Annotated in this window: 27 protein-coding genes; 1 reads left to right on the top strand and 26 read right to left on the bottom strand. The window is 45.7% G+C overall.

The annotated features are described in order from the left end of the window. Positions 1 to 48 precede the first annotated feature (48 nt). Positions 49 to 471, bottom strand: a complete 423-nt coding sequence (gene fabZ / locus AE2B122_RS06825) for a 3-hydroxyacyl-ACP dehydratase FabZ (protein ID WP_095268306.1) — start codon at positions 469 to 471, stop codon at positions 49 to 51. A 122-nt stretch (positions 472 to 593) separates the two neighbouring features. Between fabZ and AE2B122_RS06820 the strand changes: the two genes are divergently transcribed. Next, positions 594 to 752 carry a lmo0937 family membrane protein gene (locus tag AE2B122_RS06820; RefSeq protein ID WP_123921910.1) on the top strand — a complete coding sequence of 53 codons (159 nt, stop codon included), beginning with the start codon at positions 594 to 596 and terminating at the stop codon, positions 750 to 752. 35 nt (positions 753 to 787) lie between these two features. Here AE2B122_RS06820 and AE2B122_RS06815 read toward each other — a convergent pair whose 3' ends face one another. From AE2B122_RS06815 to atpF, 25 genes are all read right to left on the bottom strand, one after another. Beyond that, complete coding sequence (locus AE2B122_RS06815) at positions 788 to 1,051, bottom strand: DNA-directed RNA polymerase subunit beta (protein ID WP_095219355.1); 264 nt, start codon at positions 1,049 to 1,051, stop codon at positions 788 to 790. A 20-nt stretch (positions 1,052 to 1,071) separates the two neighbouring features. After that, complete coding sequence (locus AE2B122_RS06810; RefSeq protein WP_095219354.1) at positions 1,072 to 1,869, bottom strand: flagellar hook-basal body protein; 798 nt, start codon at positions 1,867 to 1,869, stop codon at positions 1,072 to 1,074. Between the two features lie 12 nt (positions 1,870 to 1,881). Continuing rightward, on the bottom strand, positions 1,882 to 2,700 hold the full coding sequence (locus tag AE2B122_RS06805) for a flagellar hook-basal body protein (protein ID WP_095268305.1): 819 nt from the start codon (positions 2,698 to 2,700) through the stop codon (positions 1,882 to 1,884). 120 nt (positions 2,701 to 2,820) lie between these two features. Then, a complete protein-coding gene (locus AE2B122_RS06800; RefSeq protein WP_095219418.1) occupies positions 2,821 to 3,822 on the bottom strand; it encodes a rod shape-determining protein in 1,002 nt (333 codons plus the stop codon). A gap of 181 nt (positions 3,823 to 4,003) precedes the next feature. Continuing rightward, positions 4,004 to 4,273 carry a sporulation transcriptional regulator SpoIIID gene (gene spoIIID / locus AE2B122_RS06795; RefSeq protein ID WP_038564118.1) on the bottom strand — a complete coding sequence of 90 codons (270 nt, stop codon included), beginning with the start codon at positions 4,271 to 4,273 and terminating at the stop codon, positions 4,004 to 4,006. A 213-nt stretch (positions 4,274 to 4,486) separates the two neighbouring features. Continuing rightward, entirely contained in the window at positions 4,487 to 5,554 is a 1,068-nt protein-coding gene (locus AE2B122_RS06790) for an AimR family lysis-lysogeny pheromone receptor (RefSeq protein ID WP_095268304.1), read from the bottom strand. 222 nt (positions 5,555 to 5,776) lie between these two features. Beyond that, positions 5,777 to 6,694: a peptidoglycan DD-metalloendopeptidase family protein gene (locus AE2B122_RS06785; protein ID WP_095268303.1), complete on the bottom strand. Its 918-nt coding sequence runs from the start codon at positions 6,692 to 6,694 to the stop codon at positions 5,777 to 5,779. A gap of 75 nt (positions 6,695 to 6,769) precedes the next feature. Next, positions 6,770 to 7,810, bottom strand: a complete 1,041-nt coding sequence (gene spoIID / locus AE2B122_RS06780; protein WP_095219350.1) for a stage II sporulation protein D — start codon at positions 7,808 to 7,810, stop codon at positions 6,770 to 6,772. A gap of 107 nt (positions 7,811 to 7,917) precedes the next feature. Next, positions 7,918 to 8,805: an NlpC/P60 family protein gene (locus AE2B122_RS06775; protein WP_095268302.1), complete on the bottom strand. Its 888-nt coding sequence runs from the start codon at positions 8,803 to 8,805 to the stop codon at positions 7,918 to 7,920. Further along, a complete protein-coding gene (locus AE2B122_RS06770; protein ID WP_095268301.1) occupies positions 8,802 to 9,899 on the bottom strand; it encodes a dipeptide epimerase in 1,098 nt (365 codons plus the stop codon). Before AE2B122_RS06770 ends, AE2B122_RS06775 begins: the two co-directional genes overlap by 4 nt. Continuing rightward, on the bottom strand, positions 9,896 to 10,822 hold the full coding sequence (locus AE2B122_RS06765; protein ID WP_095268300.1) for an LD-carboxypeptidase: 927 nt from the start codon (positions 10,820 to 10,822) through the stop codon (positions 9,896 to 9,898). Before AE2B122_RS06765 ends, AE2B122_RS06770 begins: the two co-directional genes overlap by 4 nt. A 77-nt stretch (positions 10,823 to 10,899) precedes the next feature. Next, complete coding sequence (locus tag AE2B122_RS06760; protein ID WP_175073447.1) at positions 10,900 to 12,525, bottom strand: peptide ABC transporter substrate-binding protein; 1,626 nt, start codon at positions 12,523 to 12,525, stop codon at positions 10,900 to 10,902. Positions 12,526 to 12,549: 24 nt separating this feature from the next. Next, positions 12,550 to 13,539, bottom strand: a complete 990-nt coding sequence (locus AE2B122_RS06755) for an ABC transporter ATP-binding protein (RefSeq protein ID WP_095219345.1) — start codon at positions 13,537 to 13,539, stop codon at positions 12,550 to 12,552. A 4-nt stretch (positions 13,540 to 13,543) separates the two neighbouring features. Further along, entirely contained in the window at positions 13,544 to 14,497 is a 954-nt protein-coding gene (locus tag AE2B122_RS06750; protein WP_095268298.1) for an ABC transporter permease, read from the bottom strand. A gap of 1 nt (position 14,498) precedes the next feature. After that, positions 14,499 to 15,434, bottom strand: a complete 936-nt coding sequence (locus AE2B122_RS06745; RefSeq protein ID WP_038564096.1) for an ABC transporter permease — start codon at positions 15,432 to 15,434, stop codon at positions 14,499 to 14,501. 12 nt (positions 15,435 to 15,446) lie between these two features. After that, positions 15,447 to 16,271 carry a M55 family metallopeptidase gene (locus AE2B122_RS06740; protein ID WP_175073446.1) on the bottom strand — a complete coding sequence of 275 codons (825 nt, stop codon included), beginning with the start codon at positions 16,269 to 16,271 and terminating at the stop codon, positions 15,447 to 15,449. Between the two features lie 165 nt (positions 16,272 to 16,436). After that, the gene (gene murA / locus AE2B122_RS06735) at positions 16,437 to 17,744 is read right to left on the bottom strand and encodes a UDP-N-acetylglucosamine 1-carboxyvinyltransferase (RefSeq protein ID WP_095219341.1); all 1,308 of its coding nucleotides are present in this window, start codon (positions 17,742 to 17,744) and stop codon (positions 16,437 to 16,439) included. A 33-nt stretch (positions 17,745 to 17,777) separates the two neighbouring features. Continuing rightward, positions 17,778 to 18,485, bottom strand: a complete 708-nt coding sequence (locus AE2B122_RS06730; protein WP_175073445.1) for a YwmB family TATA-box binding protein — start codon at positions 18,483 to 18,485, stop codon at positions 17,778 to 17,780. A 77-nt stretch (positions 18,486 to 18,562) separates the two neighbouring features. After that, positions 18,563 to 18,796, bottom strand: a complete 234-nt coding sequence (locus tag AE2B122_RS06725) for a DUF1146 family protein (protein WP_038564087.1) — start codon at positions 18,794 to 18,796, stop codon at positions 18,563 to 18,565. 192 nt (positions 18,797 to 18,988) lie between these two features. Further along, a complete protein-coding gene (locus tag AE2B122_RS06720; protein WP_123921909.1) occupies positions 18,989 to 19,393 on the bottom strand; it encodes a F0F1 ATP synthase subunit epsilon in 405 nt (134 codons plus the stop codon). A 38-nt stretch (positions 19,394 to 19,431) separates the two neighbouring features. Then, positions 19,432 to 20,826: a F0F1 ATP synthase subunit beta gene (gene atpD / locus AE2B122_RS06715; RefSeq protein ID WP_095219339.1), complete on the bottom strand. Its 1,395-nt coding sequence runs from the start codon at positions 20,824 to 20,826 to the stop codon at positions 19,432 to 19,434. A gap of 23 nt (positions 20,827 to 20,849) precedes the next feature. Beyond that, positions 20,850 to 21,716: an ATP synthase F1 subunit gamma gene (gene atpG / locus AE2B122_RS06710; RefSeq protein WP_095219338.1), complete on the bottom strand. Its 867-nt coding sequence runs from the start codon at positions 21,714 to 21,716 to the stop codon at positions 20,850 to 20,852. A 60-nt stretch (positions 21,717 to 21,776) separates the two neighbouring features. Then, positions 21,777 to 23,282, bottom strand: a complete 1,506-nt coding sequence (gene atpA / locus AE2B122_RS06705) for a F0F1 ATP synthase subunit alpha (protein WP_095268296.1) — start codon at positions 23,280 to 23,282, stop codon at positions 21,777 to 21,779. An 18-nt stretch (positions 23,283 to 23,300) separates the two neighbouring features. After that, positions 23,301 to 23,846, bottom strand: coding sequence for a F0F1 ATP synthase subunit delta (locus tag AE2B122_RS06700; RefSeq protein ID WP_095219336.1), 546 nt, complete (start codon positions 23,844 to 23,846; stop codon positions 23,301 to 23,303). Positions 23,847 to 23,849: 3 nt separating this feature from the next. Continuing rightward, positions 23,850 to 24,359: a F0F1 ATP synthase subunit B gene (gene atpF / locus AE2B122_RS06695; RefSeq protein ID WP_371809503.1), complete on the bottom strand. Its 510-nt coding sequence runs from the start codon at positions 24,357 to 24,359 to the stop codon at positions 23,850 to 23,852. Positions 24,360 to 24,471 lie beyond the last annotated feature (112 nt).

The raw sequence follows: 24,471 nt of genomic DNA, 5'->3' as shown, positions 1-24,471 counted from the left end.
GGAGATGTAAAAAATAGTAAAAAAGGACGAAGCATACGCTTCGCCCTCTTATTTAATTGCAAAAGTGATTTCCGCTTCGCAAGCAAGCTCTCCATCAACAGTTGCCGTTGCTTTGCCTTTACCGATTGGTCCCTTCAAACGGACAATCTCTACTTCCAGCTTCAATGTATCACCTGGTTTAACCTGTCGTTTGAAGCGGCATTTATCAACACCGGCAAGGAAGCCAATTTTCCCTTTGTTTTCTTCCTTCATCAGCATCGCAAATGCACCTGTCTGTGCAAGAGCTTCAAGGATCAAGACACCTGGCATTACCGGATAATCTGGGAAATGTCCTTGGAAGAATGGTTCATTGATTGTTACATTCTTCTTTCCGACAGCGCGTTTGCCTTCTTCGATTTCAGTTATTTGATCCACAAGCAAGAAAGGATAGCGATGCGGGATTATTTCTTGGATTTTTTGAACATCATACATAATATGGTGAGCCTCCTGAATGGTTGTCTTTCCTAACGTATTATACCAAAAATGAGGCTTGCATGTTTAACGCGTTCTGCGTTAAGGGTATTGTTCCATAAAATTGCTGGGAGGGAAGCCAATTGCTTAATCTTTTATTATGGATCGGCATCATCGTAGTCGCATTCTGGCTCATTGGTGTCATTTTCAATATTCTCGGAGGGGTCATTCACATTTTCCTTATCATTGCTGTGATCATGTTCGTTATTTATGCAATTAGAAAGAGCAGGGGCAGGAAATAGAAAAAGCTGGTTCCGGAATCCGGAGCCAGCTTTTTCTATGACTTTTGGTTTACCAAGTCATAAATATGTGTCCATGTATCTCGTTTGAGGACGTCCAGTGCATTGCCATCTCCAAGTACACCATACCCGAAGAGCAAACCTAGCAACAGGAAGATGATCAGGATAATCGGCACTACAAGCAGACGGAGCCATATTGGAAATAATCTTCTCCGCTGTTTTTTCGGCGCTTTTTCTCCTTCTGCCTGCTTCTGTTTATCATGTTGTTCTTTTGTTTGGAGTTTGGATGCATTACTCGACATAGCGTTCTGGCTCCTTATTCTTATCTAATCTGGTTAATGAGTCCGCTCATCTGATCACTCATGGAAATCGAGCGTGCATTGAACTGATAAGCGCGCTGTGTATTCACCATTGCAGTCATTTGTTCACTAAGATCAACGTTCGAGCCTTCCAGGCTGCCTGCCTGCAGTTCAACGTCTCCTGCACCTAGCACTTGGGCAAGAGCGGGATCAGCCAATTCAAAGGCAGTATCACCTGTACGTGTCAGAACGCGTGGATTATCAATAGCTGTGATCTGAAGGTTGGCTTCAACAGCATTTTCTCCATTACGTTCAACAACAATTTCTCCGCGGTCATTGATTGTAATACTATCAAAATCCGACTGTAATGCAATAGGTCCATCGACACCGTTCACCAAATCTCCATCTGCGGTTGTCAATGCAACTGTCCCATCCTGCTGCGGCTGGAGATAGAAATTGCCAGAACGTGTATAGCGCTGCTGTCCATCATCGCCTGTAATCGTAAAGTATTGGTTGTCGTTCACAAGTGCTGCATCAAGATTTCGGTCTGTCGTCTGGATCGTTCCCATCGTCATGAGCGGATTCGTACTGCTCATGTATGCTCCTGATCCGATCCGGATACCGTCACTCGTGCTACGGCTTGTTGTATTCGCCTCATCATTCGGCGGGTTGTTCATCTGCTGATAAAGCAAGGAAGAGAAATTAGAGGTCTGCGCTTTATAGCCTGATGTATTTGTATTCGCCATATTATTTGCGATTAAATCCAATCGCTGCTGCAGCTGCCCCATTGTTACGGCAGCCTGTGTCATCATCCTGCTCATTTTGCTCCTCCTTTACAGCTTCCCGACTTCATTGACTGCTTTTCCAAGGCTATCATCATATGCTGTCAATACTTTTTGGTTCGTTTCGAACGTCCGGTATGCCTGCATCATGTCTGCCATTGTCTGCTGCAAGTCGACATTCGAGCCTTCTACTGCTCCCTGGACGATATTGTACGTCACGCCAGCCGTCGCTCGGGCATCTGCTGTCTGGGCTTCCTCACTAGCGGTATAAACGTTTTCACCCTGCTTGTCCAGCAAATTTGCATCCTGGACATATGTCAGTCCAAGCTGGATGTTTCTGCCGTCGTTAAATTGCATCGTACCGTCTGCTGACATTGTATACGTCTGATTGTTCGTCTGAACTGGATTGCCTGTCGTATCAAGCACATAGCTGCCTTGGTCGTTCGTCAGAAAGCCTTCTTCATCGACGGTAAAATTACCGTTTCGAGTATATGCTTCGCCATCTGCTGTCTGCAGATTGAAAAATACAGAACCATTTTCATCCGGATACATACCGTCCACCAAAGCCGTATCGGTACTGATGCCTGTTTCACGCAAATCTCCTTGAACAAAGTTCGGAATCGTCTCCTGCACATATACGCCGGAATTGATACTGCCGATTTCCTTGGAAGTCGTAACATAACGGGAGTTATCCGCCGATGTCTGCTTGCTTTCCATCGATTTCAGAAGCATTTCCGGAAAAGCCCGCAGCTGCCCTTGATCTGCTTTGTATCCATTCGTATTCGCATTAGCTAAGTTATTAGACAGCACTTCTTGTCTGCGCTGCTGGGCGAGCATACCGGATGCAGCTGTATATAATCCTTTTAGCAATGTTCGGTCCTCCTAAGGCAGTTAGATGCCAATGTTTTTGGTTTCTATCTATTATATCGGCAGAATCCTAAACGAATTGAACCTCTTCCGTATACATAAGATACAGAAGAGGTCAAATTATCATACTACTTTTCGTTTTTCCAGTTTATCGATGTTTTCAAGCATGATGCCAGTACCTTTTGCTACACAACCCATCGGATCTTCTGCAATGAATACAGGAACCTTCAATTGTTCAGCAAGCAGCTGGTCAATACCGTGCAGCAGTGCTCCGCCGCCAGTAAGGATGATACCGCGGTCAATGATATCTGCAGACAGCTCAGGAGGTGTCTGTTCCAGTACCGTACGCGCCGCTTGTACAATCAAGGCAACCGACTCACGCAGTGCTTCTTCTATTTCTTCCGAATAAACAGTAATCGTACGCGGAAGACCGCTTACCATATCCCGGCCGCGGATATCAATTGATTCTTGACGTGCGCCTTCGAACACTGTTGCGATTTCGATTTTGATATTCTCGGCTGTGCGTTCACCGATCAATAGCTTATATTTACGTTTGATATACTGCAGGATTTCTGCATCGAACTTATCTCCAGCCATCCGAATGGACTGTGCTGTCACGATGTCACCCATGGAAAGAACAGCAACATCTGTTGTGCCGCCGCCGATATCGACAACCATGTTACCGCTAGGCTGGAAAATTTCCATTCCTGCACCAATAGCAGCAATTTTTGGTTCTTCCTCCAAATATACTTTCTTACCGCCGGATTTTTCCGCCGCTTCCCTGATTGCTTTTTGCTCTACTTTTGTAATGTTCGTTGGGCAGCAAATCAGCATGCGCGGTTTGGATAGAAAACCTTTTACATTGATCTTGTTGATGAAATAGCGGAGCATCGCTTCTGTTACATCAAAGTCAGCGATTACGCCGTCCTTCAACGGACGAATCGCCTCAATATTTCCAGGTGTTCTACCTACCATGCGTCGTGCTTCTTCCCCAACTTCTAGTACATTTCCTGTAATTCTGTCCATCGCGACAACGGATGGTTCATTCAGAACGATTCCTTTTCCTTTTACATGTATTAGTACGTTTGCCGTACCGAGGTCAATTCCTATATCTCGTGCCAATATCCTCAGATCCTCCCTGTAAAGATAGAAACTTGTGTCGCATCCGTTCGAGAACATAATGCTACTTATCTTATAGTGTAGCACAAAACATGGAGAATAGTAGCAAATTATGAAAGAAAATAAGGATAAAAGTAGGAATATTGGAAAGGGATTGGATGTACCTTTACAGGATGAAAGTTGGGTTTTAGGCAGGAGCGTCCGTGTTTGTTTCCAGCTTATACTTGAGTTTAGTTGCTTCCCCGCCCCTCAGATGGCGGATAGCTTTGTGGTAATCAAGAATCTCCTTCACTTCATTGGCCAAATCCGGATTGATTTCCGGCAGTCTTTCTGTCAGATCTTTATGCACGGTACTCTTGGATACACCGAATTCTTTTGCAATCACGCGAACTGTCTTCTTCGTCTCCACAATGTGCTTACCTATGCGCACCGTGCGCTCCTTGATATAATCATGCACAGCCCATGCCTCCTTAAGTTGACGGTTCTTGATGTTCATGAGACAAGATGAGAAGCGATGAAGTAATTCGGGTATGTATTTTTCTTGTGCAAGTCATAGATGATTGGGCATCTGCGGCGTTAAGCGCTTCACACTCGTTCCCTTCAAACACTTGCTTGGGTTTGTAACATCTTATTAGTTGCAGGGCCGTTTTATTCCATAAAAAAGACCCTCTCAGCTGGTGGAGGGTCTGCGGTTATCTATTTTTTGAATGGCATACATAGGTAAACGGGAAAAATAGAAGTCTTTATGTCTGCGGATGAATAGGTGATAGGATGATACTAGATAATCCTTATTCTGGTGGATGATTCCATAGAAGTATTTATAAAATGCTGTTTGTTTTTCAGGTTCCCACTTAGGATAGCGCTTTCTTGCACTTTCTACCTCGCCAAGCTGAAACTCGATATAGGCAAGAGCAAGGGGATCATCTGTAAGATACGTATGCAGAATACCGAAGTGGGCAGCTACAATTGGCAGAACTTGCCTGTCGAGCAATTGTGCAAGGCAAGTGATGTTATACTGTTTTGACATCTTGCTTCCTTCAGCAAGATGAGAAAAGCTTGCAATCTTATCATCGAAAAGGTAAGTCAAACCCATCTTATAATGCTGTACAGAACGCTGGGCTGGCAGATATGTATGTTGGAGAATGTTTCTGCTATGTTTTCTGGCAATGATTAATTCGTTCCGTTTCCAGTGATACTGGAACAGCAGCTTGTCCATCCGGACATTCATCATGATACGCAGGAAATAGTCTTTGATAAGTAAAATCGTTTCCTGTAATTCATCCAAATAGTTGCCGATAGCATGATAATCATGGCATTGAAAATGCTGGTAGATCCTGCCGAACAGAACCAAGGCCTTCGCCTCCGGAAAATCTGCTTGATGGCGGCTGATCTGCCTTTCAAACTCGTCACCTGGCAGCTTGTACGCCTGGTATTGGATTATTAATTCATATAAATAAGCATACGATCTATTTCGCTGGTGCAATGATTGCTTATTCTTCTGGATCAGCTGCCGAAGCTCTTCTTCGTAGTAATTCATCCCAAGGAAATCCATCCCTGCCAGCTGAACATCGGCAGAAGCGGAATGGACACAGAAACTTGCTGCCAGGTCTACAACCTGCTTTACACCGTGACTTTTCTCCACTAGCTGAGTGAATGACCAAAGATCTGTCATCCGGCCTGATGCTACTGAGAGCTTGCCCAAGTCAGTCGCTTCCTTACGCAAACTTGATTGATTCAACGTTCCTTTCTCCTCTCACATTTCCCAATCTTACCTCCATATAATCACTTGACTTCGACTTTCATTTTGTGTTTTGCACCATTTCATTATTCCATCTTTTCAGATAATTTCAAGCGGTTTCAAGGCTGATTCGTTCGACAAATTATTAGGTTTCTTGGTTTTATTGATGGACGGCTTTATGCCTAAAGAAAAAGCACCCCGGGCTTGGGGTGCTTCTAAGAATCAAGTCTGAGCTGAAGAGGAGGAAGATGTTGCTTCGTCCTCAGGCTGCTCATCTTGTTCTGGAGATTTTTCTTCATCAGATCTGTCTGGTGTTTCTTCTTTATCACCTGATTCGTCTGTTGGAGTTGCTTCAGCATCAGCATTTTCTTCCGCTGGAGCTTCTGTCTCCGTTTGTTCGTTCTGCCCAGCTGTGTCAGCTGTTTCTTCCTGTACTGCTTCTGTTTCCTTTTTAGCTTCCTGCAATTTGCTTACAGGCTGATTGAAAAAGCTTTCCGGGTTTACAGGTGTATCGCCATTAAGCACTTCGAAGTGCAAATGGGTTGCTTTATCTTTTGCAAATAGGCTTTGTCCTGCTGTTGCAAGCACATCACCTTGCTTCACTTCTTGGCCTGCTTCTACTTTCACATCTTCCAGACTAGCATAATATGTTGCTACTCCATTTTTATGCTCGATCTGAACAACGTTACCGTGCAGGGCATCTTCCTTCACTTCTGTCACTGTACCGCTCAATGCGGCTAGGACGTCGAAGGCTTCGCCATCAGCTGCAGCGTAATCCACTCCGGTGCTTTGATAGTATTTGTTGTCGTAGAGTACGAGTGCATTCTCTTGGGCTTCGCTGTCTGCTTTGTGATCATAGAATTTCGTTACGACTGTCGCCTCTGCATCTTCTGCTACAGGAGCTTTTACTACTTCATCTTGTTCTGCTACAGGAGTTGCTTCTTCATTTCCATTGAAATTCAGGGAGTCGAAGATGCCTTTGTCATCCTCTGCTTGTTCCGGATCATTCGTACCGCTTTGGTACCACAATACGGCTGTCAGAAGCAGAGCAGAAATACCAAGATACAATGCTGGGAAAAACCATTTTTTACGGAAAAGACGTTTCCACTTAGATTTTGAAACGCTATTTTTTTCCTTCATAGATCATCACCTCTGCAACCATTGTCGTCACAAAGATAGATTCCTATACATGCGTTTCAGAAAATTTTTCCAAACCTACTTAGACACCAGCTTGGCACCTTCTGCCGGCAGTTTATTAATCTCTGTATCCTTGTAATAGTACGTCAGGATATCCTTGTACGATTTCCCTTCTGCTGCCATGCCATTCGCACCATATTGACTCATCCCAACGCCATGACCATATCCCTTAGTTTGGAAGATCAGATGATTATCTTTCATCGATAACGTGAAATCTGTCGATTTGAGTCCGAGTTTTTCACGGATTTCCCTGCCTTTAAACTGCTTGCCGCCAATTTCTACTTCGGATACGCGCTGACTGCTATTACGTTTCAACTCACCTGGCGGTTTATTCGGATCAATATCGACACCGAGCAGCTTTTCTGCTTCTTCGATTTCAATCACTTTCTGATCCTCAAATTTGGGTGATTGCTTATCCCATGGACTTTCAACTGATTTCAAATATGGCAGTGGATTTTCCCAATAGTCCTCCGCATTTTCCGTGTATCCATTGCTTGTGGAGAAAAAAGAAGGCGTAATCGGTTCGCCGTCATACATGATAATCTCTCCGCTTGTTCCTTCCACAGCCTCTGTCAGCTTCGTCATTTTTTCCTCATATTCCTTGCCCCATGCCTGGCGGAGCTCCTCTTCGTTCTTATATACTTGGTCGCTGGTAGAATCCGATACCTCAATTGCTTCCGGTTTCTCTGCTTGGTGATCTTCCATATAACGCACTACATATGTCCGTGCTGCGACAGCTTGCGCTTTGAGTGCCTCCAGTTCGAAGTCGGCGGGCATCTCAGACGCGACCACTCGTGTCACATACGTTTCAAGCGGAACCGTTTCAACTGTATTGCTTGCTGTACGACTCACTTCCACTGCTACGCTGGCTGTTTCCTTGATCTCTTTTTCTTGTTCCATTGCCGTTGCCGTCCTCTCCATTCCACCGGGGTCTATAAATGGTACTACAATCAATGTCGGGAGTGCCACGATGACGGTGAATAAACAGACAATCAAGATACTGATGATGACGTGGGACTTGAGGCGTCGCCGTTTTGTGCTTGGCTTTTTGTTTTGCATAGAGGGCCTCCTTATCTGCCTGCTGGTCTACTCTTTACTCTATGTATCTTCTATGGATTGCTAGAACATCTCCCCATAAAAAAATAGAGTACCCCGCGGGCACTCTATCAGTTCCAATATCTTCTGATGGCACAAAGCTCTGTTTCATACACTGTGCCAGCCAAATGCAGTATTTCAATTTGTTTTCCTGTTTTCGGGGCATGCAGCATCTGTCCTTCTCCATAATAGAAGCCAACATGATGGACACGTCCCTTGCCATTCTCATAGGCGAAGAACAGCAAATCCCCCGGTTTTACTTGATCCAAACTTATGCCTTTCCCTTCCACGGCCTGTGCACTGGCATCCCTTGGAATGACGTAGCCGCCTGCGAGATGCATATTGTGAGCAAATCCGGAGCAATCGTAACCCCAGCTGCTCATACCGCCCCATAAATAGTCCAGCCCGATGAATTGTTCTGCGAACATGATTAGTGCTTCACCGTCTTCCTCACGCTGGGTCCAGAGGCTGCCTTCGGACTTAGAGATTCTCCCTCGACCATGCGGTGTCAAGACAGTAAAGGCAGTTCCTGAATCTTCAACGAAAGGCAGCTTTGTCAAAAAACTGAGCTCAACCACCTCGCCTGTATCTTCAACTAGAAGAGTTGCCTGCTTTGCTCGTACTTCAATTATGTAATCTGACTTCGGCAGCGGATCCGCAAGCTGACGAGCAGGAATCCAGCCAGGATATCCTACTTCCTCTTTTGGTGTTGGCTGAGAAGGTATCACTACTTTGACCCAGTCATCCCTTCTATCCACTTCCCATACTGTCGTACCGAATAGCACTTGAGACTGAAGCAGATTGTTTTCATGGAGCTCCAATCGATCGTTATGGGAAAGCTCATGCACCCAGCGAGATGGATCTGATGGATTAGCCACAATCGGTATATCCACTTGTCTGGAAGAGTGGGGATTTGTCCACAGATTAGCAACGGAAACAGCGATCACTCTTTCTTTCATATTACCATCTCCCCTTGAGTATCCACTGCAAGTATACCGAGTCCTGGTGATGCATTAAGCAGAAGTTTGCTTCCTTCATAGCGGACACCACCTGTGACAATATCCTCCCGGAGCATGAGCGGCGCATCAAAATCGACCCGCGTAATATGCAGTTGACTGGCAGCCAGATGCGCTGCAGCACTGATGCCGATGCGGGATTCAATCATACAGCCGACCATACACTCTACACTATAGGCCTTAGCGATACGAGCGATATCCAGTGCTGGCTGGATACCGCCTGCTTTCATCAATTTAATGTTGAGCAAGTCTACCGCCTGCATTTCCAATAGTGTACGGGCATCCTGCGGTGAAAATAAGCTTTCATCTGCCATGATTGGTGTCTCGACATTTGCTGTTACATACTGTAATCCCTTCAGATCTGCAGCTGCTACGGGCTGTTCCACGAGTTCGATATTGAGTCCCATTTCCTCCATCCTGGTGATAGCACGGACCGCCGTCTTCCTATCCCACCCCTGGTTTGCATCAAGACGAAGTATGGTGCTGCTGCCAACTGCCTCCCTAACTGCTTGAAGCCGTTTTATGTCTGTTTCGATATCGTCCTTGCCGACTTTTATTTTTAAGGTGCTGAAACCATCCTTTGCATAGCCTAATGCGTCTGATGCCATTTCCGAAGGTGTATTGACACTGACAGTGTAGTCCGTTTCCAATGTATCCTTAGCACCGCCAAGCAGCTGATATAGCGGCATACCAGCATACTGTGCAATACAGTCATGCAATGCCATATCAACTGCCGCTTTGGCGCTTGTGTTGCCAACAAGACAGTGCTGCAGTTTGTGGAACAATGCATCTCTTTCAAGTAGTGACATGCCGACAATGGCTGGTTTGATGACAGCTTCAACGGTATAACGAATACTTGCCAGGCTGTCTCCGGTAATCACATGCGTCGGCGGGGCTTCACCCCAGCCAATTAAACCGTCATCTGTTGTCACTTTTACAACGATAGCCTCTGCTACTGTCACCGTTCGCAGAGCCGTCTTGAAGGCTTTTTTCAAAGGAACGGCTGATTGGTATACATCTATTCGAGCAACCTTCATGCTCTTACTCCAGCACTCACATGCAAGGTTTTCGTTTTTGTATCCATCGTTGCTTCTGTCCCGAGCGGCACCGTTATATTCGGATTGCAATGTCCGATCCGAAATCCTTTGAGGACTGGTTTTTCCAAGTCAGTCAGGTAATCAACAAGGACTTGATCAAAGGAAAGTGACGTTTCCGGATCCTTCGCGTCACAATCAGTGAAATCTCCGATAAGGATGCCTTCCGCCTGCTCCAGCTTTCCTGCATGCTTCAGTTGGTTCAGCATACTGTCAATTTTATATGGTGGTTCTGCAACATCTTCTAACAATAGAAGCTTGCCTTTTGTATCAATTTCATCTGGTGTACCAAGCGTGCTCGTCAGCAAAGATAGGTTGCCTCCTACTAATGCTCCTGTAGCCTTGCCATGCACGATTGCCTCTAGCGGAGATATAGCCGTTGTATAGATAACATCCTGCGGAATGAAAAACTGCTGCAGCAAATCATAACTCAGTTTGGCAAAATCAGATTCTCCCATGTCAGAAGCCACCATAGGACCATGAAAAGTAATCAGCCCCGTCCGCTGCCGTATCGCCGTATGTAAATACGTTATATCACTGTATCCAAGCAGCACTTTCGGCTTTTGTTTGATCACTTCATAATCGAGTAATTCGACTATTCGTCCAGAACCATAGCCTCCTCTGCTACATATGATTCCTTTTACTTCGTTATCTTTGAACATGTCGTTCAAGTCAGCAGCTCGATCAGTGTCCTTACCAGCAAGATAGCCATATTTATCAAACACATGCTTTCCTAGTTTCACGCGGAGACCTAATGATTCCACAATCTTGATCCCCCGCTCGAGTTCCTCCCGTTTAATCGGTCCTGCTGGAGAAACAATCCCGATTGTATCTCCTTTTTTCCATACAGATGCTTTCACAAATATCTCCTCCTGCTCCTAGTCTATATGTATGGTATGACAGACAGAAAAGAAGTGGCTCTCACCACTTCTCCTCCTCTGCTTTATTCAATATCCGCCCATTTCAGCTCTAAGTAGCCGACTGGGTGCATGATGACATTCTTCACATTCGTCTTTTGCAAGTACACATGCTGATAGAAGTGAAGCGGTGCGATCGGCATTTCATCCATCAAGATTTTCTCTGCTTCCATCAGCATCTCGTAACGCGTCGCCTCATCGCTTTGTGTTTTCGAGTCTGCAATCAGCTGATCGTATTCTTCATTGGACCAACCTGTACGGTTAGAAGAGGATTCAGTTGTAAAGCTCTCCAGGAAGTTAACCGGATCGCCATAATCCGCTAAGAAGGACCCGCGGAACAATTGGTAGACGAGCTTTGTTTGCTCTTCGCTGAATACACTGGACTCGACTGTCTGCAGTGTTACATCCACTCCTAGGTTTTCGGAAAGCATATTCTGCACGCCTTCTGCTAAGCGTTCATTTTCCGTATTTGTACCGTAAGTCAATGTCACAGCAGGCAGTTCATCCCAGCCTTCTTCCTGCATGCCTTCTTCGAGCAGTTTCTTCGCTTCGGCTGGATCATCTTGAATAAGATCGCCATTCTCTTCACGGAAATCGCCGCCATCCGGTGTTTCGAAGCCATATGGTACGAAGCCGCGAGCAGGCTGTTCGCCAATACCACGGACAAACTCGACGATATCATCACGATTCATTGCCATCGCAAATGCTTTACGGATCTTTTCATTCGTAAATGGTTCTTTCTGTACATTGAAGCGGAGGAATTGATCACCAGCCTGTACCTCGGTTACCAGTTCATCACTTTCCATCAGTTCCTTCGCATTATCTGCTGGGATGGAGGATCTGTCTAAGTCACCGCTCTGATACATTTGATACTCTGTATTCCTATCGGCAACCATTGCCCAGTTCACTTGATCAAGCTTCACAGTGTCAACGTCCCAATATTCCGGGTTCTTGACCATAATTAGTTCTTTATCATGCGACCAGCTGTCGATTTTGAATGGACCGTTGCTCACATACGTGTCTGCTTCTGCGAACCATTCTGGATTTTCTTCTGCGACTTTTTCATTGACCGGGAAGAAAGCAGGGTTAGTCAATAGGTTCAGGAAGTATCCTGTTGGTGCTGTAAGTGTCACCTTGAACGTCTTTTCGTCGACTGCTTCAATAGCAACATCGTCCGCACTGCCTTCTCCGCTGTTATACGCTTCGGCTCCTTCAATCACATATGCTAGGAATGCCGGCTGATAAGCCTGTTCCGGATCAAGCATATGCTTCCATGCGTAGACAAAATCATTGGCTGTAACGTCATCACCATTGGACCACTTGGCATCATCTCGAAGATGGAACGTATACTCCTTGCCGTCCCCGCTGACATCCCAACTCTCTGCAATCGCTGCTTGTGGCTGGTGACTTTCATCAAGACGAGTCAGTCCTTCCATCAAGTTGTTGACCATAACCCAAGATACACTGTCAAAGCCTTCTGGCGGATCAAGGGATGTAGGCTCCTGTCCGTTATTAAGACGCAGGACTTTTTTGTCCTCCCCTTCCTCACCCCCGCCGCTTCCGCCGGCGCTGTTATTTGCAGTACATGCAGAAAGTAAAAGGACTAATGCAGCAAGACAAGCAATCATAGATAATTTCCAGTTTCTTTTCATCTCTTTTCCCCCTTTAAAATTTGATCAGACTGGCTGCCGTTTGGCACGTGCATCCTGCAGCCAGCATTCCACCTGATGTGAATCGGAAAGATAACTGGTGGCAGGATGTATATTTGCGCATACCTGCATCGCATGTGCACAGCGGGCAGTAAACGGACAGCCTTGCGGTGGTGCAAACAAATCCGGCGGTGTCCCTTCGATTGGCTGCAGAATATCTTCTTTCATATCGAGCCGCGGCACGGATTGCAGCAATCCGATCGTGTACGGATGCTGCGGACGATAAAAGATATCATCCTTATCGCCGGTTTCAATAATTTTTCCTCCATACATAACTGCGACACGATCCGCTACGCGGGCAACGACTCCAAGATCATGTGTGACAAGAATGATGGACACACCTGTTTTTTCTTGAATCTCTTTAAACAGCTCCATAATTTGCGCCTGGATGGTCACATCAAGTGCCGTCGTCGGTTCATCAGCTATGAGCAAATCCGGTTCACAGATCAGCGCCATGGCAATGACTATACGCTGCCGCATACCGCCGCTGAATTGATGCGGATACTGCTTCAACCGGCTCTCCGGATTGGTTATACCGACAAGACGAAGCATTTCGATGGCCTTCTCCTTCGCTTTGCCAATGCTCACTGATGAGTGCTGCTTCAGCCCTTCTGTCAGTTGATCACCGACAGTCAAGGTCGGATTGAGCGCAGTCATTGGATCCTGGAAGATCATTGAAATGTCGACACCACGGATAGCGCGCATTTCCTTTTTAGATGTTTGTACAAGATCCTTGCCTTTGAAACGAATAGAACCTCGGACGATCTTACCTGACGGAGATGGGATAAGCTGCATGATACTGTTGCTCGTTACGCTTTTTCCGCTCCCCGATTCCCCAACAATCGCAAGTGTCTCTCCTTTGTTTAAATAAAGATTCACACCCCTGACAGCCTGGACAGTTCCGCCATATGTCGAGAAATGCACATGTAAGTCATCAATTTCAAGTATCTTTTCCATTCTGTCACCTCCTCAGCTTCGGATCGAATGCATCCCGTAAGCCATCACCCAGTACATTGAAGGCGAACATTGTTAAGCTAATGAACAATGCCGGGAAGAACAACAGCCACCAATCTCCAGAGAGAATTGCAGACAGACCATCATTAGCCATAGATCCCCAGCTCGCATTTGGTGCCTGTATACCAAGACCTAGAAAGCTAAGGAAAGCCTCTGCGAAGATTGCCGATGGTACAGTCAGCGTGATTTGCACGATAATCGGACCCATCGTATTCGGCAGTAAGTTCTTGCGGATGATTCGACCGGTACTCGCTCCTAATGTTTTGGATGCAAGTACATATTCATGGTTGCGCAGCTGCATCACCTGACCGCGGACAATTCTGGCCATCCCGATCCAGCCAGTGATGGTAAGGGCTACAATTATCGTGAACAGACTAGGTCCCATCACAACAAGCAGCAGAATAACTACTAGCAGATGCGGCAGCCCGTAAAGCACCTCGATGATACGCATCATAACACTGTCAGTACGTCCGCCCTTGTAGCCTGCGACACCGCCATAGATAATTCCGATAAAGAAATCGATCAAGGCAGCAGCTACTCCGACAAACAGCGAAACACGTGCTCCGTGCCAAAGGCGGGTGAATACATCACGTCCCAGATTATCGGTGCCGAACCAGTGTGCTGCAGATGGTGCCAGATTCTGATTCCGTAGTGCGCCTTCTGAAATGGAATACGGCGAGAATATTGGAGCAAAGACGGCTGCTAGGATTAGAACGATTAAGAAGAATAATCCTGTTATGGCTAACCGGTTTTGCTTTAAACGCAGCCAGGCATCTTTGTAAAAAGACAAACTCGGACGGGCTACTTCTTCCGCTTTGTTCAGATCCTTCTCTATCGGCTGGAACCAATCATCCGGTATTTGCTGTCCATTCGTATCAATTGGTCTATTATGATATTCCATATCAGCTGCCTCCTTTTTTGTGCAGCTTGATTCTTGGATCTAAGATGCTGTAAACGATATCGACTAGGAAAAGCATGAAAATGAGAAAGGCACTATAGAAAACGGTCGTTCCCATAATGACCGGATAATCACGGTTATTGATACTTTCAACAAAATACTTTCCCATACCAGGTATGGCAAAAATACGTTCAATGACGAATGTACCTGTTAAAATGGCAGCAACCAATGTTCCGAGAATGGTCACTACCGGCATCAGCGCATTTCGCAAAGCATGCTTGATGACGATTTTGGCTGGAGACAGGCCTTTTGCCCGTGCGGTCTTAATATAATCCTGTGTCAGAACCTCGAGCATGCTGGATCTTGTTAAACGGGCAATGATCGCTGTAGGACCTGTCGCCAATGCAATAATCGGCATGATCATATGCATCGGTGAAGACCAAGTTGCTGCTGGCAGCAGCTGCAGATTCACAGCCAGCTGCTGAATTAGCAATGTTGCCAGAATGAAGTTCGGTATGGAGATACCTAATACGGCCAATGTCATCGCTATATAATCTATAATGCCGTTATGTTTCAAGGCAGCTAGGACACCTAATGTAATACCGGAAATAAGTGCGATTGTAATTGTCCACATGCCGAGCTCCGCTGATATCGGAAACCCGCGGCCTAGTAAATCATTCACTGTTTCAGTCGGCTGCTTGATGGACGGACCGAAATCAAAGGTTGCCAAGGATTTGAGCCAAATACCATATTGAACAATCATTGGCTCATCTAAATGATAATGTGCATTCAAGTTTTCCTGAACAGCTTCACTCGTGCTCCGGTCCTGTGTTGTGAACGGATTCCCTGGAATGCTGTGCATCAGGATAAATGTCAGTGTCGCGATAACGAATATGGTTGCTATCATAATTACAAAACGGCGAATCAGATATATCGCCATAAGCTGTCACTCCTAACTGAAGGTCGTATGCATTGCCAGCTCTGTCATGACGAGCATGGCACGATACGCTTCGATGATGTCTTTGGCAGGAAAAGCGACTATGGTTGTACCCGGCTCCATATAGGTGCCTGGCATCAAATGGGCCCATTCCGCTTGACCATAGTTGGTGAATTCGATTCGCAGGACAATTTTATCCGGTGGGACGAGCGGTTCCGCTTTCGGCACTTTCTTCATCGCTTCTTCCACCTTTTCACGGAGAAGCTTATCTGCTTTCTTTGGTGTCAGCGTCAAGATAGCAGAACGGGATATTGTCTGTTTGACAGGTGCTGTTACTACTCCTGGGATAAGCCGCTCCGCTTCCAAACATGCTTGATCATCACCTGCGACCAGGAGGACCGGCACACCATAATGACCAGCAACATACGCATTGAAACCCAGTTCTCCAATTGGCTCATCATTCAGGAAAAAGTTACGAACCCCATGAATCATGCTATGGGACATGACGCCGAACTGCCCTGATCGTGCATGATATCCAGAAAACATTGCTCCAGAAAAGCTTGCATCCAGACTTTGCATCATTGAAAGCGGTTTCACTTCACCAGATATCAAATAAGCCTCTTCATGTAATTCCTCTACCAATAGGTTATTCATTTTAGAATGGCTGTCGTTGACAAGAACATATTCTGCACCTGCATCAATCGCTGCACCAATGATGCTATTCGTTTCTGCTGTCATAATCCGCCTTGCCCGTTCATAATTATGTTTTGAGCTGTCCACATATGTATAGTCCGGTAAACCGACGATTCCTTCCATGTCTACCGATAGGTATAATTTCATCCTACCCCTCTCTTCCGAACTTTCTATATTAGTTGAATTTTCTAAATAATTATAGCATAGCCCTATACGCTTAGGAAGAAGAATTACCAATTTGTAGGGAAGGTTTTCTTACAAAGACATAAAAAAATAAGCCCCTTCTCACAAAGGGACTTATCCTTGATAGCCTTAATATGTTGATGTTTCTTCCATTGTAGCAGCTGCTTCTTCGAACACTTCATCATTAACGCGTTCGATGTCTGCACCTAGTTCTGCTAATTTACCATGGAAATTCACATAGCCGCGATCCAAATGCTTAAGCTCAGTGACACGCGTATAACCATCTGCAATTAATCCTGCCAGAATTAGAGCTGCTCCAGCACGCAAATCTGTTGCGGCTACTTCAGCGCCTTGCATGTTTGTTGGACCTTCCATGATGACACTGCGACCTTCGATTTTAATTTTTGCATTCATGCGGCGGAATTCCTCCACATGCATGAAGCGATTTTCAAATACTGTTTCTGTAATTATGCTAGTGCCTTCTGCACATAGCATCAAAGCCATCATCTGTGACTGCATATCTGTCGGGAATCCTGGGTGTGGCAGCGTCTTAACATCTGTCGCTGTCAATTTGTCAGGACCGATAACGCGAATGCCATTTGCTTCTTCCTTGATGATGACACCCATTTCTTCCATTTTGGCAGCTGCTGCACGGACATGCTCCATTTCGATGCCTTCAATCAGTACATCACCTTTCGTGATTGCGGCTGCAACCATGAATGTACCAGCTTCGATACGGTCTGCAATCATAACATGCTCAGCGCCTGATAGTTCTTCGACACCTTCAATGCGGATTGTTTCTGTACCAGCGCCAACGATTTTCGCACCCATCGCATTCAGATAGTTTGCTAGATCAACAATCTCTGGCTCTTTCGCACAGTTTTCAAGAATAGTTGTTCCTTCAGCTAGTGCGGCTGCTGTGATGATGTTCTCTGTTGCACCTACACTAGGTACATCCAGATATATTTTAGCGCCTTGCAGGCGTCCTTCAGTACGTAATTCTACAAAGCCGTTGCCGACCTGTACACTTGCTCCCATCGCTTCGAACCCTTTCAGGTGCTGATCGATTGGTCGGGAACCGATTGCACAGCCACCCGGCAGTGCCACTTTCGCATGACCAAAACGTGCCAACAATGGACCTAAAACTAATACAGATGCACGCATCTTCCGAACATACTCGAAAGGCGCTTCTGTCGTCATCTGTTTTGTGGCATCGACAGTGATTGTTCCATTGCTGAATACCACCTCAGCACCCATGCTGCGTAACACTTCATTGATGGTAAATACATCGGCTAAAGCCGGGACATTATGAATGACACTTTTTCCTTTACTTGCAACTATACTTGCTGCGATGACAGGCAGTACGGCATTTTTCGCACCTTCGACCTTGACAGATCCTTTAAGCTGCCTTCCACCACGGACGATGATTTTTTCCAAGTTACATTCTCCTCCGCGTCCAATTTCACTATATTAATATTCAGTCGTTATGATAGGCGTTCCTACAGTTACGGTTGATTGCCCATTCCCATCATGCAGCGCAAGCTGGATATTCATGTTGTCTGCTAAGGAACGGCTGGCTTTCAATTGTGTTGTATATCCTGTTGTCGTAGTGTAAACGTTATCTTGCATATTCGTTAGTGGTTGAACATCTAATTTTTTCATGACATTCTGAAACAAAATACCACCGCTTATTTTATCACCGAAACCCGCTTTGAGACAAGCGAATTTTGACGCATTATATGTGAAAAATTGCGATTGAGCAGCAGATGTCAAGTCTTGGACAGATTGTTGTACCTTTTCTGTCCATTTTGACCCAGAAACAGTATAGATGAGTTCCGCCTGGTATTCCTTATCTGTAGGTACTACCAACAATATACGTTCGGCAATGGCATTTTGTTTATGGGGGGTATGTACCATAAATTTTGTAGCATTTTCCGTTTTTTCTTCTACAATAGTCCCCACGTTATTCAAATCCATCAACTTTCCCTCGATATCGTCCCGGGAAATTGTCTCCCGTATTGTGATTTCAAAGGACATAAGCTCGGCCCCTTCACTTTCCAATACATCATACATACGGTTTACATCTTTTGATACGTCAGCTTTTGCTGCCCCATAAGACTCTATACTATTACCTAATAGCATAATGATAACTACGATTAATCCTAGATAATGTTTCATTTTCTTTATCCCCTGTCCGACCATTTTAGAAACAGTATGAACAGAGATGAAAAAGCTTATACATTTATGCTAGATTACTAGAGTAGATACTGGAGCTGTTTGGTCCAGCTTACTAGTTGAAGGAATACGTTACTTACCGTAGTTCCAATAACTATCGTGAGGAAAATAAGCAGCATCCGGGCCTCGAATACTTTCCCTTTCTTTATTAATGCATCTACATTGACCCCCATCAATATACGCCAAGTAATTGCCATAAAAGCAATGTGGGAAACTATGCCCAGCATCGCATCCTGCCCTATTACCGAAAACATGATATACACTCCTTAACGGATACACAGGCAAATGCGCGCTCTTTAGCCACATAATACCTTGTTATCCTAATTTCCGTACTATTAAACGCGTTTCCTTCAAATTATAACGGCATTTGCTAATCGCCGCCATTATTATTGCCCAGGAAATGAAATAATAAAAAAACAGCATTCCTTGTCGGAATGCTGTTTTAATTAGCGGGCGTGAGACGCGACATCAAGTCGGTTGATTGCCCGGTTAAGCGCTTGTTCAGCGCGGATTTGGTCTAAGTTAGCCTGCTTATCCTGCAGACGTTTCTCAGCGCGCTGCTTCGCCTGTTCTGCACGGTCCACATCAATGTCACTTGCTCTTTCGGCTGATTGAGCCAGAATTGTGACCCTGTCCGGACGGACTTCAAGGAAACCGCCACTTACAGAAACATAATCTGTGCGACCTTGGATCTGTAGACGAACCGAGCTAACCTTCAATGGCGCTACCAGCGGAATGTGACCTGGAAGAATACCAAGTTCACCATTTTCCGCTGTACAGCTAACCATTTCATAGTCTTCTTCCAGAACAGGGCCATCAGGAGTAACAATGCTTGTTGTTACGGTACTCATCAGGAGCCCCTCCTATCCTACTATTACATGATTGCTGCTTATTGGTTAACGCCAGCTTTTTCAAGCACTTCTTCAATACGTCCCACAAGGCGGAAGCTATCTTCCGGAATGTGATCGTATTTACCTTCAAGGATTCCTTTGAAGCCTGCAACTGTTTCTTTAACAGGTACATAAGAACCTTTTTGGCCTGTGAACTGCTCAGCAACGTGGAAGTTCTGAGAAAGGAAGAACTGTACGCGGCGCGCACGTGAAACGACAAGTTTGTCCTCTTCACTAAGCTCATCCATACCTAGAATTGCAATGATATCCTGCAATTCACGGTAACGCTGCAATGTTTGCTGCACTTGACGTGCTACATTGTAATGTTCTTCTCCGACTACGTTAGCATCCAATGCTCTAGAAGTAGAAGCAAGTGGATCTACGGCAGGGTAGATACCTTGCTCGGAAAGTTTACGGTCAAGGTTCGTTGTTGCATCCAAGTGAGCGAAAGTTGTAGCCGGAGCCGGATCTGTATAGTCATCGGCTGGTACATATACTGCTTGGATGGAAGTAACGGAACCTACATTTGTAGATGTGATACGCTCTTGCAGCTGACCCATTTCAGTAGCAAGTGTCGGCTGGTAACCTACTGCAGATGGCATACGGCCAAGCAATGCGGATACCTCAGAACCTGCTTGAGTGAAACGGAAGATGTTATCGATGAACAGAAGTACGTCCTGACCTTCATTGTCACGGAAGTGCTCTGCCATTGTCAAACCAGTCAGTGCAACACGCATACGTGCTCCAGGCGGTTCGTTCATCTGACCGAAGACCATTGCAGTCTTCGCGATAACGCCGGAATCCTTCATTTCGAAGTACAAGTCGTTACCTTCACGAGTACGTTCACCAACACCAGCGAATACGGAAATACCGCCGTGTTCTTGTGCGATGTTGTTGATCAATTCCTGGATAAGTACAGTTTTACCTACTCCTGCACCTCCGAAGAGACCGATCTTACCACCTTTGATATATGGAGCAAGCAAGTCGACAACCTTGATACCCGTTTCCAGAATCTCTGTTTCAGTTGCAAGATTTTCGAATGCTGGTGCTTCACGGTGAATAGGATCTTTTTTGATTTCGCCTTGGATAGGCTCATCTAAATCGATAGTTTCACCTAATACGTTGAAAATACGTCCTAAAGTAGCTTCCCCTACAGGTACGCTGATTGCAGCTCCTGTATCCACTACTTCTTTCCCGCGCTGTACTCCTTCTGTCGAAGACATCGCGATTGTACGAACACTATCGTCACCAAGGTGAAGTGCTACTTCTAATGTCAAAGAAGAAGTTTCGCTCACTTGGACAACTAGTGCATTATAGATGGCAGGCAGGTGGCCGTTCGGGAAACGTACGTCCACGACCGGACCCATAACCTGCGTAATGATACCATTGCTCATCTGGAACCCTCCTATCTGTATTCTTAGGATTGCTGCGCAGCCGCTCCGCTGACAATCTCACTGATTTCTTGTGTAATAGCTGCTTGACGTGCCCGGTTATAAGTAAGTGTCAAATCATCAATCCGCTCGTTCGCGTTGTCTGTTGCACTTCTCATAGCTGTCATACGTGCTGCGTGCTCACTCGCTTTCGCATCAAGCAACGCACCGTAAATCAAGCTTTCGGCATATTGAGGCAGCAATACTTTCAAAATTTCTTCTGCATCTGGTTCGAACTCGTACATGCTCTGTACGGAACGTCCTTTCTCCGAAGAAAGATCTGTTAATGGCAGAAGCTTCTGGGAAGTTACTTCCTGGGAAATTGCACTATTGAAATGGTTGTAGAACAATACCAATTCATCAATTTCCTCTTCCAGGAACATCTCCACTGCTTCAGATGCGATCTGCTTGATATCCGAAAAGTCCGGCTGATCAGGCAGTCCGATGATTTCTTTGGCGATTGGCAGATTGTTCTTCTTGAAGAAGTCCCTACCGAAACGTCCAGCAGCAATGACCGTATATTCATCTGCATCAGTGTGCTGATGCTGGATAGTACGGTACACTTCACGGATTACGTTGTTGTTGTAACCACCAGCCAATCCACGGTCAGCCGTGATGACAAGATAACCTGTCTTCTTGACTGCCCGGGTCTGCAGCATAGGATGTGTCGCGTCACCTGACGCTGCAATTTGCACCACAACCTCCTGCATTTTCTCGCTATATGGTACGAAAGCTTTTGCATTCTGCTCTGCCCGCGTCAGTTTAGACGCAGAAACCATCTGCATCGCTTTCGTAATTTGTTTCGTCTTTTTGGTAGAGTTGATTTTACTCTGAATATCTCTTAAAGATGCCAAGGCGCATGCAGCCTCCCTTCCGTAAGGAATACGTGCAGCATTCCGAAATTTATAGAAACGTTAGTTTACGACGAATGTCTTCTTGAATGCTTCGATTGCATTGTTAAGCTGGTCAGAATCAGCTGGGTTACCAGTCTCACGGATGCCTTTAAGCAAGTCCGCTTGATTCGCAGCAAACCAAGTGTGGAATTCATTCTCGAAACGAACAATTTGCTCAACCGGAATATCATCCAAGTAGCCATTTACAAGCGCATAGATAATTGTTACTTGCTTCTCAACGGAAAGCGGCTGATGCAAGCCTTGCTTCAGAACTTCTACTGTACGTGCTCCACGGTTTAGACGAGACTGAGTCGCCGCATCCAAGTCAGAACCGAACTGCGCGAATGATTCAAGCTCACGGAATGCAGCCAAATCAAGACGCAATGTTCCGGCAACCTTCTTCATCGCTTTGATCTGTGCAGATCCACCTACACGGGATACAGACAAACCTGGGTTGATCGCTGGTCGTACACCGGAGAAGAACAAATCGGACTGCAAGAAGATCTGACCATCCGTGATAGAGATAACGTTTGTCGGGATATAAGCGGAGATATCGCCAGCTTGTGTTTCTACGAACGGCAATGCTGTGATAGAACCGCCGCCTTTAGCATCACTTAGCTTCGCTGCACGCTCCAATAGACGGGAGTGCAAGTAGAAAACATCCCCTGGGAATGCTTCACGACCTGGAGGACGTTTAAGAAGCAAGGAAAGTTCACGGTATGCTGCTGCTTGTTTGGAAAGATCATCGTATACGATCAAAACGTGCTTGCCGTTATACATGAACTCTTCACCCATAGCTACACCTGCATATGGTGCTAGGTAAAGCAATGGTGCAGGATCAGAAGCACCTGCTGCTACTACGATTGTGTAATCAAGTGCACCATGCTTACGAAGTGTTTCTACTGTACCGCGTACAGTGGATTCCTTCTGGCCGATTGCAACATAGATACAAATCATATCTTGGTCATGCTGGTTAAGAATTGCATCGATTGCAACGGATGTCTTACCAGTCTGACGGTCACCGATGATCAACTCACGCTGACCGCGGCCTACAGGTACTAGTGCATCGATTGCTTTGATACCAGTCTGAAGCGGCTCATGAACGGATTTACGATCCATTACGCCTGGTGCTGGAGATTCGATTGGACGAGTGTTGCTAGCTTCGATTGGACCTTTACCATCGATCGGCTGCCCAAGTGGGTTAACAACACGGCCGACAAGCTCTTGGCCAACAGGAACTTGCATGATACGTCCTGTACGACGAACTTCATCACCTTCACGAATGCCTTTGTATTCGCCTAGAATAACGACACCAACATTTGATTCTTCCAAGTTCTGTGCAAGTCCCATGACACCGTTAGAGAACTCGATCAATTCTCCGGACATTACATTGTCCAAGCCATGGACACGTGCGATACCGTCACCAACTTGAATCACAGTACCAACATCACTTACTTCTATTTCAGCGTCATAACTCTCGATTTGCTGTTTAATCAACGCGCTGATTTCTTCAGCTCTCATGCTCATGCGGTCTCACCTCTATCCTTATTTGCTCACATTTACTAAATTACGTTCGATACGAGTCAGCTTGTTTTTGATTGAGCTGTCGTAGATTGTATTGCCAATCCGTACTTTCAAACCGCCTAGCAGTGTCGGATCAACCTTGTTATCAATGGAAACAGTTTGTTTGCCTAGCCTTTTCGCAAATGTCTCTGCCACTGTCTGACGCTCTGCATCGGAAAGCTCACGGACAGAATAAACTGTCGCTTGTGCAGTTCCTTGCTTTTCGTCAAACATCGTTTGGAAAGCATCCGCTACTTGCGGGATACTGCTGATACGCCCAGCATCCAAAAGCAGTTTTAACGTATTGCGAACTTCGATGCTTCCTGCAGCAAAGCTAGTTTCGATAAGTGCTTTCTTTTTATCCAAGCCAATCTTAGGCTCTGAGAGGAACCGGAGGAAAGCAGCATCGTTTTGTGCCACTTGCTTCGCTGTGTGCAATTCCGCTCGCACGGTTTCGACGATGTCGCGATTCTCTGCTACTTCGAACAGCGCTTCTGCGTATCGTTTTACAATGGTCACATCACGCATAGCTTATCGCTCCAATTCTTTCACATAGTCACTAATAAGCTTGTCCTGATCGTCGGAAGTAATTTCTTTCTCGATGATTTTGCTTGCGATCTGTACGGAAAGGGATGCCACTTGTGCTTGCAATGCCTGCATTGCTTTTTCCTTTTCGTTGGCGATATCTTCGACCGCTGCGTCTTTCAGGCGCTCAGCTTCACGGCGCGCAATAGCAATGATCTGCTCTTCCTGCTGCTGTCCCGCTTTTCTTGCGTCTTCTATGATAGATTGTGCTTCTGCACGTGTTTGTTTCAATTCCTCTGCTGCAGTTTTTGCTGCTGCTTCGGCTTCTTTGCGGCTAGCTTCTGCCGTGTCAATCTCATTTGAGATATATTCCTGGCGGTCCTGCATGACTTTCAATAATGGTTTCCATGCGAACTTCTTAAGAAGCGCCAGCAGGATGATAAAGCTGATAAGTTGAATCAACATGCTACCGATAGGTAATCCACCTACTGCAGCACCAATCGTAAGTGTTTGCAACTGTGCCACTCCTTTCGAGCTAAACTATTCTTTTCCCATTCATATCTGGGGCTTTACAAAAAGAATGGCGAAGATTCAAGATATAGAATTTCGCCATTCATTCAAATTATAG

The sequence above is a fragment of the Terribacillus sp. AE2B 122 genome, assembly GCF_902497585.1.
GTDB lineage: Bacteria > Bacillota > Bacilli > Bacillales > Amphibacillaceae > Terribacillus > Terribacillus saccharophilus_A.
Note: the sequence above shows the minus strand (reverse complement) of the source record. Positions and strands in the feature narration are given on the sequence as shown.